Origin of the sequence: Nesterenkonia aerolata, assembly GCF_031470965.1 — a bacterium.
GTDB lineage: Bacteria > Actinomycetota > Actinomycetes > Actinomycetales > Micrococcaceae > Nesterenkonia > Nesterenkonia aerolata.
Genome location: NZ_JAVKGR010000019.1, coordinates 1 through 13,483, shown reverse-complemented (window position 1 = coordinate 13,483; position 13,483 = coordinate 1). Strand labels below are relative to the sequence as shown.

Genomic DNA, 13,483 nt, shown 5'->3' with positions numbered 1-13,483 from the left:
GAGCCGGCTCAGTCGACCTCGCCGTAGAAGAGACGCTCATAGACCTGACGGCTGCGGCGGGTAGTGCGCAGATAGTGCTCCTCGAAGGCGGAGGCGCCCCCGGCGCCGAAGCCACACCAGCGGGCGATGGCCTCGAGATCGCGGCGAGAGGACGGCAGCACATCAGCGGATCGGCCGGTCCAGATCTTGATCGCGCTGCGCACCCGGGTGCACAGACTCCACGCCTCGGCGAGTGTCTGTGCGTCCTCGGCGGCGAGCAGCTCCATCTGCACCATCGCCTCCAGTGCCGGCAGCGTCGAGGGGGTGTGCAGCTCCGTGTACTGTGAGGCCTCTTCCAGCTGGATGAGCTGGACCAGCCATTCGACGTCGGAGAGCGCCCCGCGTCCGAGCTTCACATGCCGGGCCGGGTCCGCTCCCCGGGGCAGACGTTCGGATTCGACACGGGCCTTGATCCGCCGGATCTCTCGGATCTGCCCGGCAGTGGGGGCCGGCCCGTAGCGCACTTCGTTGACGGTGCGCATGAACTCCTCAGCCAGGTCATCCGAGCCGGCCACCGGGCGGGCGCGCAGCAACGCCTGACGCTCCCAGATCTCCATCCAGCGCCGGTAGTACTCGCGGTAGGACTCCAAGGACCGGGACAACGGTCCCTGCTTGCCCTCGGGGCGCAGGTCCGCATCGACCTGCAGCGGATATTCGGCCTTCACCGCCGGTTTGGTGGGCCGTTGCAGTAAGGCGGTGAGCCGGGCGGCCAGCTTCTGGGCCTGCTCATCGGCGGCTGAGGCGTCTGTGTCCTCGAGGGCACGATGGACGAACAGGGCATCCATATCGGAGCCGTAGGAGATCTCGGCTCCGCCCTGGCGTCCCATCGCCACCACCAGGAAGTCGATCAGACGGCCTGTCTGCGCGAAGATCTCGTTCTCGGCCACGCGCAACGCTCCCAAAGTAGCGGCGCGGTCGATATCGGCCAACGCGGCACCGACCTGCTTCTGATCCAGCAGGCCCGAGGCGTCAGCGATCGCCACCCGGAGGATCTCGCGCTGACGGACCAGCCGCGTCAGACGGATGGCGTTCTGCGCATCGTCCTTCTCATGCCGGTCCAGCTGAGATGAGATCTCCTGCCACAGCTGTTCGAAGCTGCGCGGGGTCAGCGCCGCGTCCTCACCGAGCCACCGCGCTGACTCCGGGGAGTGCTCCAACAGGTCCGAGATGAACCGGGAGCTGGAGAGGATATGGGACAGCCGTTGGGCGGCCACCGCCGAATCCCGCAGCATGGTCAGGTACCACGGGCTCTTCCCCAGTGACTCGCTCAGCCTCCGGAACGCCAACAGGCCGGCGTCGGGGTCCACGCCGTCGGCGAACCAGCCGAGCATCATCGGCAGGATCCTCCGGCGCACCGTGGCCCGGCGGGTCACCCCCGAGGTCAGAGATTCGATATGACGCATCGCCGAACGGGTATCGGCGTAGCCGAGGGCTGCGAGCCGGTCCTGAGCCGCCTCCGAGGACAGCCGGACCTCGTCATCGGAGAGCACGGCAGTGGTCGAGAGCAGCGGCCGGTAGAAGATCTGCTCGTGGAAGGAGGCGACGTCACGGCGCACCCGCTTCCATTCCTTCTGCAGGTCCTCCGCCGAGGGGCGCCGCGGCACGGCCGGAGGCTGTGCGGCCAGCGCGAGCGCACGAAGGTCGTTCTCCCGCTGCGGGAACAGGTGTGTGCGGCGCATCTGCGACATCTGCACCCGATGCTCCCACAGCCGCAACTGCCGGTAACAGGCTGACATGGCCTGCTGATCCTTAGTGGCCATATATTCTCCGCGGGCCAGCGCCTCCACTGCGGTGAGTGTGTCCCGGACCCGTAAGGACTCATCGATCCGGCCGTGGACCAGCTGGAGCAGCTGGACGGTGAACTCGATGTCCCGCAGCCCCCCGGAGCCCAGTTTGATCTCCCGATCGACCTCGCTGTCCGGGATATGCGCGAAGACCCGCTGCCGCATCCGCTGGACGTTCTCGACGAATCCCTCCTGCTGGGAGGAGGTCCAGACCTGCGGCCAGATCGCCTCGACATAGTCGGCACCCAGGCTGCGACTTCCGGCCACCGGCCGGGCCTTGAGCAAGGCCTGGAACTCCCAGCCGTGTGCCCATCGACGGTAGTACTCCCGATGTGAGTCCAGAGTCCGGGACAGCGCGCCGTCCTTGCCTTCGGGGCGCAGATTCGCATCGACCTCCCAGAGCCCCGGTTCAGGGGCTGCGGAGCCGATGATCCTGGTGAGCCCTCCGGCCAAGGCGATGGCCGTCTCGGAGGCGATGCTGCTGTCGAGTTCCTCGGGCGCCCGGTGGACGTAGATGACGTCGACGTCGGAGATGTAGTTCAGCTCTCGGGCCCCGCATTTGCCCATTCCGATAACGGCCAATTCAACCTGCTCAGCCGGGGTCAGAGTCTCAGTCTCCGCGCCGTGACGTTCCGTACCATGGCGTCCCATCCCATGGCGTTCTGTACCGTGGCGTTCTGTACCGTGGCATTCCTTGTCACGCCGTTCGGCGCGGGCCACAGCCAGTGCGGCATCCAGTGCGGCGGCCGCGAGATCCGAGAGCTGACGGGAGACCACCGGCTGATAGATCAACGGATCCTCCGCGCAGAGATCACGCAGCGCCAGAGCGGTGAGTTCGCGTCGGTAGGCGATACGCAGCGCGACGGTGGCGTCCTTGACGGTGAAGTCGCCGTCGAGGTTCGCCAGCGGTGGTCTCTGGTCGTCGTCAGCAGGCTCAGCCCGAACGGCGTCCAGCAGCCGATGACGCAGTTCCTCGGCGTCAAGCGACTCTGGAATCCGATAGGTATGTCCGTCCTCGACCACAGAGACATGAGCGCGAGGGTCGGCGTGAGTGATGAGGTCGATGTGCTCGGGGCGGCGGATCAGGAACTCACCCAACGCCTGCGAAGCCCCCAAAAGACGCACCAGCGGTACCGCATCCTGGTAATGCCGCTCCCCCGCATCGCTGAAAACCTCGCGTGCCGATTCGGCCCGTTCGATCAGCCGGATCAGCAGCAGCAGGGCTTGGTCGGGGTTGGCCGCCTGACGGAACGTACCCAGCAGACGCTCAGTATCGAGACCCGCGAGCTGGCGATCCTGCAGGAACGCATCGGCTCGCTCCAGCTCCTGGAAGCCAGCAGAGATCAGGGCACGGCGGGAGGTCTCGCTGCTCTGCGCCATCGCTGCCTCAGATCTGGCCGAGATACCGCTGGATCTCAAACGGCGAGACGTTGACCCGGTAGTCGTCCCATTCGGCCTGCTTATTGCGCAGCAGGTTCTCAAAGACCTGTTCGCCCAGGACCTCGGCGACCAGCTCGGATTCCTCCATCTGACGGATCGCGTCATGGAGGGTACCCGGAAGCGGCTTGATGCCCATTGCCTTGCGCTCAGCGGTGGTCAGCGACCACACATCTTCAGTGATAGCTTCGGGCAGCTCATACTCCTCCTGGATACCTTTCAGCCCGGCGCCAATCACCATGGCGTAGGCCAGGTAGGGGTTCGCTGCGGAGTCCACTCCGCGGAACTCCACCCGCGCGGAGCCACCCTTCGTGGGCTTATACAGCGGCACGCGCATCAGTGCGGAGCGGTTGTTGTGGCCCCAGGAGATGTGTGAGGGCGCCTCGCCGCCACCCCAGAGCCGCTTATAGGAATTGACGAACTGATTGGTCACCGCGGTGAACTCCGCGGCGTGGGCGAGCACCCCGGCGATGAACTGCCGGGCGATCTTCGAGAGGTTGTATTCAGCGTTGGGCGCGTAGAACGCATTGGCATCACCCTCGAACAGCCCGAAGTGGGTGTGCATGCCGGAGCCGGGATGCTCGGTGAACGGCTTAGGCATGAAGGTGGCGTATTTGCCCTGCATCACCGCGACCTCTTTGATCACGGTGCGGAAGGTCATGATGTTGTCCGCGGTGGTCAGCGCGTCTGCGTAGCGCAGATCGATCTCATTCTGACCGGGCCCGGCCTCATGATGGCTGAACTCCACGGAGATGCCCACAGACTCGAGCATGGAAACCACGTGACGGCGGAAATCCTGGCTCACACTGCCGGTGACGTGATCGAAGTATCCGGCCTGATCCACCGGGACGGGGACGCCGCCCTCGGCCCTCTCCGAATCGAGGAGATAGAACTCGATCTCCGGGTGGGTGTAGCAGGTGAAGCCCATGTCAGCGGCGCGGTCCAGCTGACGGCGCAGCACCGCGCGCGGGTCGGCCGCGGAGATCTCCTGGTCCGGAGTGAGGATGTCGCAGAACATCCGTGAGGTCGGTTCGTCCTCACTGCGCCAGGGCAGGATCTGGAAGGTGCTGGGGTCCGGGCGCAGGAGCATATCGGACTCGAACACACGGGAGAATCCCTCGATCGAGGAGCCGTCGAACCCGAGGCCCTCACTGAAGACCCCCTCGACTTCAGCAGGTGCCAGGGCCACAGATTTCAGGGCCCCGACCACATCGGTGAACCAGAGCCGGACGAAGCGCACATCGCGTTCCTCGATGGTGCGCAGTACGAATTCCTGCTGTCGGTCCATGCTGATGCCGCCTTCCGGTCATGCCTTCTCGCGCGTGCCGTGTCGGCTCCACTCTACCCATCCGGCACCTTCGGCACGCACGAGAAGCACAGGTACCCTGAGGGTATGTCCAGTGACCAGCCAGCCCCCTACGGGGGTACCAGCTCCGGGACCTCCCAGCCCTCTGCTCAGAGGCCAGCGCTGACGCCTTCGCGGGTGCGCACAGTGCATCTGCAGCAGTTCAAGGATCGCGGTGAGCGGTTCTCCATGCTGACCTCGTATGACGCGATGACCACTCAGATCTTCGATGAGGCCGGCATCGAGGTGCTGCTGGTCGGTGATTCTGCGGCGAACGTGGTACTGGGACAGGAGTCCACACTGCGGATCTCTCTGGAGGAGATGGTGGTCTTCGCCTCGGCGGTCACCCGGGCCGCGTCGCGGGCGATGGTCGTGGTGGACGCACCCTTCGGCACCTATGAGGCCTCGGCGGAGCAGGCCGTGCACTGCGGGGTCCGGCTGATGAAGAAGTCCGGGGCCCACGCGGTGAAGGTGGAGGCCGACGCCAGCATGGCCGATCACGTCCGGGCCATGGTCTCGGCTGGCATCCCTGTCATGGCTCATGTGGGCTTCACCCCGCAGTCGGAGCACGCCCTGGGCGGATACCGCATCCAGGGCCGGGGTGAGGCTGCTCAGACGGTGATGAACGATGCCCTGGCGCTGCAGGAGGCCGGGGCCTTCTGTGTGCTGCTGGAGATGGTCCCGGCCGATGTGGCCGCGGAGGTCGATGCGGCGCTGCGGGTACCGACTGTGGGCATCGGTGCCGGGGCTGCGACGACGGGCCAGGTGCTGGTGTGGCAGGACATGCTGGGGCTCAACGCCGGGCGCGTGCCGCGCTTCGTCCGCCAGTACGCCGAACTGCGCGCCACGATGTCGGAGGCAGTGCGCACCTACCGCGATGAGGTGCGCTCCGGGGCGTTCCCGGCGCAGGAGCACAGCTACTAAGGCGGCGGCTGATACTCCGGGGTCAGGCGTCCTCGTCGGCCTCGTCCCAGGCCTCGTTGTTGGCGTCGACGCGCTGCATCGCCCGGGAGGCCTCCTCGCGGGTCGAGTACGGTCCCAGCAGCTTCGACCAACTCGACTGCTGGCCCTCCTCCACTTCACCGGTCTGCAGGTTGTACCAGTACTCAGCCATAACAGCTCCTCCTTGCGTTCTCGGCCTGCTTACGCTCTCACCCTGCTTGCGTTGTCGGCCTGCCTCTGATGTGGCGGCCGTCAGCTTGCCTGGTCAATCCTACTCAGGCCGGAACGTCGACCCAGACCAGGGTGATGTCCCGGTGCTCACCCGCGCGACTCCCCTCCTGTCTAAGTGATCGTCTGAGTGATTGCCTGGGTCGCCACCCACGGGGTCTAGCCGGCCGCCACGGGAGTGCTGCTCGCCGCCTGGACGTCACTTCCAGTGGCCTTCACGGCAGTTACCGCCATCACCGGGTTGGCCTCGGTGCTGAAGCACAAGTCTCGCGCTGACTCGTCGGCGTGATCTCTCGTCCGGATGGTGCGGTGATGAGAATGGCTCATGCTGAGGTGGCCCTCTGGGCATGGGGCTGACTACCATGACCAGCATGTCTGCTGTTGCCTCCCACGCCCCGATCGGCACGCTCACCAAAGGAACCGTTTCCCCGCAGAGGCCCGTCCCGGCTGAGATCGAGCGTCCGAACTATGTGGGGCTCGAGGCTCCGCCGAAATACACCGGCGAGGACGCCTACGACGCCGAGACGGTTGCCCGGATCCGCCGGGCCGGTCAGCTCGCCGCGGACTGCATGGTGGCCACCGCTGAGCTCATCCGCCCTGGTGTGACCACTGATGAGCTCGATGCCTTCGCTCATGACTATCTGACCTCGCGTGGCGCCTACCCCTCCTGCTTGGGGTACCGCGGTTTCCCCAAAGCGATCTGCACCTCGATCAATGAAGTCATCTGTCACGGAATTCCTGATTCGACGGTCCTGAACGACGGGGACATCGTGAACTTGGACATCACTGCGTACCTGGACGGCGTCCACGGCGATCACAATCGCACCTTCTTCGTCGGTGAGGTGGATGAGGAGTCACGGCTGCTGGTGGAGCGCACGCACGAGGCCATGATGCGGGGCATCAAAGTGGTCAAGCCCGGGCGCCCCATCAATGTGATCGGCCGGGCGATCGAGTCCTACGCCAGACGCTTCGACTACGGGGTGGTCCAGGAGTTCATCGGCCACGGAGTCGGCAAGGCCTTCCACACCGGGCTGGTCATCCCCCACTATGACGCCGCCCCTGACTATTCGCAGCCGATGGAGCCGGGCATGGTCTTCACCATCGAGCCGATGCTGACCTTGGGCACCCGGCACTTCGATATGTGGTCCGACGGCTGGACCGCCGTGACTCGGGACCGCAAACGCACCGCGCAGTTCGAGCACACATTGGTCGTCACCGACGCCGGTGCTGAGATCCTGACCCTGCCGAGCGCTGAGACCACCGGCGAATGACCCGGCATCCTGAGAGGACATCCCATCGTGACTGACCACAGCACCTCGCCCCACCGTCCGGCCGGGATCTCCCGGGAGACTCTGAATCGTCTGCCTCGGCGTGCCTTGGGCGTCGACGTCGGGGGCACCGGGATCAAGGGCGGCATCGTGGATCTCGAGAAGGGTGAGCTGATCGGTGAACGGTTCCGCATCGAGACGCCGAAGCCCGCAACCCCGGCGGCCGTGCGGGACGTCATCGCCGAGATCGTCGACGAGCTGCTCTCCCGCGAGGAGGCGCCCGAACGGGAGTCGCTCGGCGTCGGAGTGCTGATCCCCGGGGTGGTCGTCGATGGAGTGGTCCACTCGGCGGCGAATATCGACCCCTCCTGGATGAACACCGATCTTGACGCGCTGCTCTCCGATCTTCCCGGGCGCGTACGCACCCTCAACGATGCCGACGGAGCGGGATTGGGCGAGGCCCGGTTCGGTGCCGGTGTGGGGCAGGGCGGGTCGGTCATGACCATCACCCTGGGCACAGGGATCGGTTCAGCGATCGTCCATGACGGAGTGCTGGTGCCGAATATGGAGCTGGGGCACCTGGAGTTCGAAGGCGAGGTAGCCGAGCATAAGGCCTCGGCAGCGGCGCGGAAGGCCGCAGACATGCCCTGGGATGAATACGGAAAGCTGCTGAACCGATTCCTCCTCCACGTGGAACGGCTGACCGCGCCGCGGCTTTTCATCATCGGCGGTGGGGTGTCGAAGCGCAGCGAGGACTTCCTCCCCTATGTGACCGACACACGTGCCCCGGTGGTGACGGCGACGCTGCGCAACAACGCCGGGATCGTCGGGGCCGCGCTCTTCGCTGCGGAGCAGGAGGCCGCTTCACAGGCTCTTGCCGACGGCGCAGTCGACTGATCTGCGGCAGAATCGGGAAGGCATCGCCGCGCTGGTTCGGCTGCATGTCTGACCCGCCACGGTGATAGAGTGCTGTGCTGGCGCACGAGACGCTAGTAGTTTCCCGCGCTGAGGGCCTTTAGCTCAGCTGGTAGAGCATCGCGTTTACACCGCGAGTGTCATCGGTTCGATCCCGGTAGGGCCCACCCAATGTTCGTGCTCGGAACAGTCGGCATCAGCGGACGTGACTTGTTCCCACTTCGTTGTCTGCTGGCCTGGTCGATGGCGTCAGCACAAGTGAGCGGCAGCGAGATACTCAGCCTATTGAAGTTGTCGAGCTGACCGAAGCCGATGGTGATGCTCGTGCGGCACGGAGCTTGTTCTGCGCGTGAGTACCACAAGAGCCGCTGCGGCGAGAAGAACTTCCAGGACGGCGAGAGCCGTCGCGAACACGAACACCGTATCCATGCTGACGATCCCGGAAATCTCGAACCCTTCGTGCCCTTGGTGCGTCACCCCCGAGACACCCGGCGCGTGAGGCCCGGCTTCTCCGGCGGCGGTGTGGACATGCCCGCCATCCCCCATCCGCCAGAGCATCGCGTGGACAGCCACCATGGCCGCATTCATCAGCCCCAGCACCACCCACAGGCTGATCGTTGGGCGTCGCCACAGATGCCCGGCACAGGGGAAGCACACCACCGCCATCGCTGCCATCAGCAGACCCCACAGGACGTTCCCATGTCCCAGCATCAGCAGATGGCACAGCGCCGAGGCCACCGCGACGACGGCGGCCGTTCGGTGGAAAACCCGGCATGTCATGAGAATCCTCCACAGGATATGTGGCAGGGATCACACGCAGTCGGCGGCATGCGCTCAACTATAGAGCAGAGCCTCCAGACTCAGGTATGAACTCGGCCGGATCATCGTCATGCCACCGGCGGCACCGCCGGAGGCATGAGGCAGCAGCTCGGCAGCCTCCTCCAGGCCGACGACCCGCTCGATCAACGCCTCAGGCTGCAGCGCTCCGGTCCGGATCAGCTCCAGCATGCCGGGGTAATCGGCCGCAGCCATCCCGTGGCTGCCCAGCAGATCCAGCTCCCAGGCGATGGCACGAGCCATCGGCACCGGCGAGAGCCCTGATTCAGTGGGCAGCAAGCCGATCTGTACATGCCGGCCACGCCGCCGCAGGCTCATCACCGAGTCCGCACAGGTCTGTGCGCTGCCCACGGCGTCGACTGCCACATCGCTGCCCTCGCCGGTCAATCGATGGACCTCCGCGGGCACGTCTGCGCCGTCCGCGAGAATCGTGTGCTCCGCACCCAGCCGCTCGGCTGCGGACAACGCCTGGGCACTCCGATCCACAGCGATCACCCGGGCTCCCAGGGCACGGGCGATCATCACCAAACTCAGCCCCAGACCGCCGGCCCCCACCACGGTCAGCCACTGCCCCCGCGCCAATCCCGCCCGGGCGGTCAGGGCCCGATAAGCGGTGGCGAACCGACAGCCCAGAGCAGCCGCCGCCTCAGCCGACACGCCCTCGGGGACAGCCACCAGGTTCGTGTCAGCCGCGTGGATCGGCACGTACTCAGCGAAGGAGCCCCAGTGGGTAAACCCGGGCTGCTGCTGATCCGGACACACTTGAGCTTCCCCAGCCAGGCACCACCGGCACTGACCGCACCCGCAGACGAAAGGTACAGTCACCCGGTCCCCCACGGACCACTCGCGCACTCCCTCACCGACAGCCGCGATGACTCCCGCCAACTCGTGTCCCGGCACATGCGGCAACGCGATGTCCTCATGACCGGCCCAGGCATGCCAATCACTGCCGCACAGGCCGGTGGCCTGCACTTCGATCACCACACCGGCCGACGGCGACTCCGGAGCCGGCACAGACTGAACACTCAATGGTCCCCGGATGGACTCCATCACCATCGCACGCATGTACTCAGACACTCTCTGCTCGTTTCTGCACTGGGCTTACCGCCGGATTCACAGGAAGGATCGCAGCGGCACCAGGATCACCTCGGCAACCCGGGCCAGGGGGTTACGGTCACGCCATTCCGGTGAGGTCAGCACGTCACAGTGCTGCAGATCAGAACGGAACACCTTCTCCATCTCCGTGGCGAAACCCTCATCGATGATTTCGATATTCGTCTCATAGTTGAACGACAGTGAGAGACGGTCGATATTCGCGGTACCGACGGTGGACCAGACACCATCGATCGTGGCGGTCTTCGCGTGGATCATCGAGGCCGAATACAGCAGGATCGTCACCCCGGAATCGAGCATCTGACCGTAGAAACCGCGAGAGACCCAGTCGGCGACGATGTGGTTGGAGTCTTTGGGCACCATCACTCGGACATCGACGCCACGTTCAGACGCGGCCAGCAGAGCCTTGAGGATCTGCTGGTCAGGGATGAAGTACGGGGTGGTGATCCAGATATGATCGCTGGCGCGCTCGATGGCGTTGAGGTACATCTGCCGAATCGGGTACACCAGCTGGACGGGCAGATTCGCTGAGACCTGCACCTCCGGATCCCAGTTCGCCGGCTCGACCCACGGAATCTTCTCTCCCCGTTCGAACACGTCGTTCCAGACCCGCTTCACCGAATGCCGCAGCCCCCACACTGCCGGACCCACTTCGCGGACGTGGGTGTCCCGCCACTGCCGCGCATAGGTCTCACCGATGTTGTACCCACCGACGAAACCAACGGTCTCATCGACGACGAGGATCTTGGAATGGTTGAACCCGTTGTGCCGGATCGGTCCCTTCCAAAAGCGACGTCCGAGCACCGGCATACGGAAGACGTTGACCTTCTCGGAGAACCCGCGGTAGAAGCTGTGCGGTACGACGAGATTGGCGAAACCGTCATAGAGCACATGGACGGTCACTCCGCGTTCGGCCGCGCGGTTGATCGCGTCCATGAACCGCCGACCGACCGCGTCATCCTTCCAGATGAAGGTTTCCATCTGGATCGTACGCTCCGCGGAATCGATGGCCAGGATCATATCGTCATAGAGCTCAGCCCCTAAGGTGTAGATGCTCAGATGCGAGTCTTCGACCGCCGTGTGGAACGTCCCCGGACGCGGGGCCTCACGGTGCTTCCGTTCCTTCTTCTTCACCGCGTCCAGGGCGATGAGCGACCCAGCGACGACCAGCTGCGCCACCGCGGTGACTCCCACTGTGACCCCCACCGCTTTCAGCAGCACGCCCCCTCGGCGTGCCTGCTGCTCGTCCGATGCGCCCGTGTTGATATGCATAGCACCACATTATCCTCACCCCGGGCTCGGTTCCGATTATCGTGGATCCATGGTCGAGGTGCTGTTGTCCTCTCCGCTGCTGACCCTCTCACTGGTCATCACCCTCGGGGCGGCCCTGGGCGTGGTCCCCTTCGGTCCGCTGCGGTTCGGCCCGGCCGGCGCCCTGTTCGTCGGCCTCGCCGTCGGCGCGCTGGACCCGGGGCTCGGCGAAGGCCTGGAGCTGGTGCAGTCGCTGGGGCTCGCCCTGTTCGTCTACACGATCGGCCTCTCCGCCGGTGCCACGTTCTTCGGCGATCTGCGCCGACAGTATCCGCTGATGATCATCGCCACTGTGCTGCTGCTCCTCTTCGGCGGTCTCATCATCCTCGCTGAGCACTTCTTGGACCTCGAGCATGGCATCGGTGGCGGCATCTTCGCCGGTGTACTGACCGCCACGCCCGCGCTGGCCGCGGCCAGCGATGCACTCGGCGGCTCCTCCACGCCTGCGGTCGGCTACGCCATCGCCTACCCGGTGGGTGTGATCCTCACTATGGTCATGCTCACCTACGTCACCCGCACCTCCTCCCCCGGACACCGGGATCCGGACCCGGTCAGCGCCTCGGGACTGGTGGACTTCAGCGTCCTGGTCCATCGGGACGTCGCGATCGCCGAGATCCCCGGTGTCGCCTCCCCCACCGGCGACGACGGCGAGACTGGCGGCACCGGCGGCACTGTGCGGGTCTCCTACCTGCTGCACAAAGGTGAGGTCACCGTCGCCTCACCGACCGGGCGGCTGGTCGAGGGAGACCAAGTGGTCCTGGTGGGAGTCCCCGAGGCGGTGGAAGAGGCCGCAGAGTTCCTCGGTGAGCGCATCGACCGACACCTGGCCCATGATCGTTCTGTGGTGGACTTTCGGCGTTTCACAGTCTCTGCCCGGAGCGCCGCCGGACGCAGCATCGGTGAGCTCGGCCTCCATGATCGGTTCGGCGCGCTGGTCACCCGTATCCGGCGTGGTGACGATGATTTCCTCGCCCAGCGGGAATCCATCCTGCAGCTGGGGGATCGTCTGCGTATCGTCTACCCCCGTGAACGTGTCGAAGAGATCAGCAGCGCCGTCGGTGATTCCGAGAATGAGGTCACCCAGGTGAACTTCCTGCCGGTGGGTCTGGGCCTGGCCCTCGGCGTGGCCGCGGGGCTGATCAGTGTGCCGGTCGGGGGCGCAAGCGTAGCCTTGGGTGCGGCAGCGGGCCCGTTGGTCGTCGGGCTGATCTTGGGACGCATGGAACGCACCGGCCCGCTGGTATGGAAGATGCCGACGGCGGCGAACCTCATCATCCGTCAGCTCGGGCTCATCGTGTTCCTCGCCGCCGTCGGGCTCTCCAGCGGGCAGGCGTTCACCCAGACCGCCTTCACGATGACCGGGGTGCTCGTGCTACTCACTGCAGCCGCCACATTGCTGCTGATCCTTCCGATGCTGTGGCTTAGCGCCCGGGGGCTGGGACTCTCAACGGCCCGCACAGCCGGTGCGATGGCCGGATTCGTCGGCCAGCCGGTGCTCATCGCCCATGTCAACTCACAGCTGGCCGACAGCCGGGCCGGCTCAGGGTACTCGGCAGTCTTTGCGCTGGGGATGATCGTGAAGATCGTCGTCGTCCAAGCTGTCGTCGCCCTCTGACCCCGCAACCTGAACCCTGGGCCGGGAGCCCGGCCCAGGGTGGGCCAGCGACAGCACAGTGCCTCGGCGGCCGAGGGGGACGGATCTCCTGAGCTCCAGACGTCAGCCGGTAGCGTAGGCTCCACAAATCTATGACAGCCTCGGTAAGGAACGCAGCATTGACGGCAGCCGATGAATCAACGATCAGCGCAGTGATCTTCGACCTCGGCAACGTCGTGGTGGGCTGGGATCCGTACCTCCCCTTCACTGACCGAATGAGCAGGACTCAGTGGCAGGAATTCATCCGGGAGGCAGATTTCGCCGGGCTCAACACGATGGCCGATCACGGTGTTCCCCTCAACGACGTCATTGAACGTGCCGAAGAGCAGAACCTGCAGCACGGCGTACTCATCCGGCACTATTACGAGCATTTCCAAGACTCTCTGACCGGGCCTGTCCATGGCGTCGCAGGGATCATCCGAGAACTGCACGCCACAGGGCTGCGAGTATTGGGACTGACGAACTGGTCGGCAGAGACGTATCACCACGCCCTGGACAGCGCCCCGGTGATCTCTGAGCTTGAAACAGTCGTGGTGTCAGGTCGAGAAGGCATAGCCGGCTATTCACCGTTGAGCGTGGAGTCCCTGTTGGTGGGGGATCCTGCGGCGTC

General features: G+C 65.3%; 11 protein-coding genes and 1 tRNA gene. 6 read left to right on the top strand and 6 right to left on the bottom strand.

Annotated elements, in window-relative coordinates; translation table 11 throughout:
• Nucleotides 1–8 precede the first annotated feature (8 nt).
• Together RIL96_RS11725 and RIL96_RS11720 are read right to left on the bottom strand one after the other, a co-directional pair.
• Nucleotides 9–3,203 (bottom strand): bifunctional [glutamine synthetase] adenylyltransferase/[glutamine synthetase]-adenylyl-L-tyrosine phosphorylase, encoded by a 3,195-nt coding sequence (locus RIL96_RS11725; RefSeq protein WP_310549206.1) that lies wholly within the window; start codon nt 3,201–3,203, stop codon nt 9–11.
• 7 nt (nt 3,204–3,210) lie between these two features.
• Nucleotides 3,211–4,548 (bottom strand): glutamine synthetase family protein, encoded by a 1,338-nt coding sequence (locus RIL96_RS11720; protein ID WP_310549205.1) that lies wholly within the window; start codon nt 4,546–4,548, stop codon nt 3,211–3,213.
• 105 nt (nt 4,549–4,653) lie between these two features.
• On the opposite strand from RIL96_RS11720, the gene panB reads away from it, so the two are divergent.
• Nucleotides 4,654–5,529, top strand: coding sequence for a 3-methyl-2-oxobutanoate hydroxymethyltransferase (panB, locus tag RIL96_RS11715; RefSeq protein ID WP_310549204.1), 876 nt, complete (start codon nt 4,654–4,656; stop codon nt 5,527–5,529).
• A 22-nt stretch (nt 5,530–5,551) separates the two neighbouring features.
• Here the strand turns inward: panB and RIL96_RS11710 are convergent, their stop codons facing one another.
• Nucleotides 5,552–5,719 (bottom strand): SPOR domain-containing protein, encoded by a 168-nt coding sequence (locus RIL96_RS11710; protein WP_310549203.1) that lies wholly within the window; start codon nt 5,717–5,719, stop codon nt 5,552–5,554.
• A gap of 427 nt (nt 5,720–6,146) precedes the next feature.
• Between RIL96_RS11710 and map the strand changes: the two genes are divergently transcribed.
• From map to RIL96_RS11695, 3 genes are all read left to right on the top strand, one after another.
• On the top strand, nt 6,147–7,046 hold the full coding sequence (gene map / locus RIL96_RS11705) for a type I methionyl aminopeptidase (RefSeq protein WP_310549202.1): 900 nt from the start codon (nt 6,147–6,149) through the stop codon (nt 7,044–7,046).
• Nucleotides 7,047–7,112: 66 nt separating this feature from the next.
• A complete protein-coding gene (gene ppgK, locus RIL96_RS11700) occupies nt 7,113–7,940 on the top strand; it encodes a polyphosphate--glucose phosphotransferase (protein ID WP_310549235.1) in 828 nt (275 codons plus the stop codon).
• 112 nt (nt 7,941–8,052) lie between these two features.
• Nucleotides 8,053–8,125: transfer RNA gene (locus tag RIL96_RS11695), tRNA-Val, on the top strand.
• Between the two features lie 115 nt (nt 8,126–8,240).
• Here RIL96_RS11695 and RIL96_RS11690 read toward each other — a convergent pair.
• The 3 genes from RIL96_RS11690 to RIL96_RS11680 are packed head-to-tail and all read right to left on the bottom strand — an operon-like array spanning nt 8,241 to nt 11,180.
• Nucleotides 8,241–8,738 carry a hypothetical protein gene (locus tag RIL96_RS11690; protein WP_310549201.1) on the bottom strand — a complete coding sequence of 166 codons (498 nt, stop codon included), beginning with the start codon at nt 8,736–8,738 and terminating at the stop codon, nt 8,241–8,243.
• Between the two features lie 54 nt (nt 8,739–8,792).
• Nucleotides 8,793–9,860, bottom strand: a complete 1,068-nt coding sequence (locus RIL96_RS11685; protein ID WP_310549234.1) for a zinc-dependent alcohol dehydrogenase family protein — start codon at nt 9,858–9,860, stop codon at nt 8,793–8,795.
• Nucleotides 9,861–9,908: 48 nt separating this feature from the next.
• On the bottom strand, nt 9,909–11,180 hold the full coding sequence (locus tag RIL96_RS11680) for a phospholipase D-like domain-containing protein (protein ID WP_310549200.1): 1,272 nt from the start codon (nt 11,178–11,180) through the stop codon (nt 9,909–9,911).
• Nucleotides 11,181–11,229: 49 nt separating this feature from the next.
• On the opposite strand from RIL96_RS11680, the gene RIL96_RS11675 reads away from it, so the two are divergent.
• Nucleotides 11,230–12,834 carry an aspartate-alanine antiporter-like transporter gene (locus RIL96_RS11675; protein ID WP_310549199.1) on the top strand — a complete coding sequence of 535 codons (1,605 nt, stop codon included), beginning with the start codon at nt 11,230–11,232 and terminating at the stop codon, nt 12,832–12,834.
• A 158-nt stretch (nt 12,835–12,992) separates the two neighbouring features.
• A partial coding sequence (locus RIL96_RS11670) for an HAD family hydrolase (RefSeq protein WP_310549198.1) occupies nt 12,993–13,483 on the top strand: 491 nt, incomplete at its 3' end.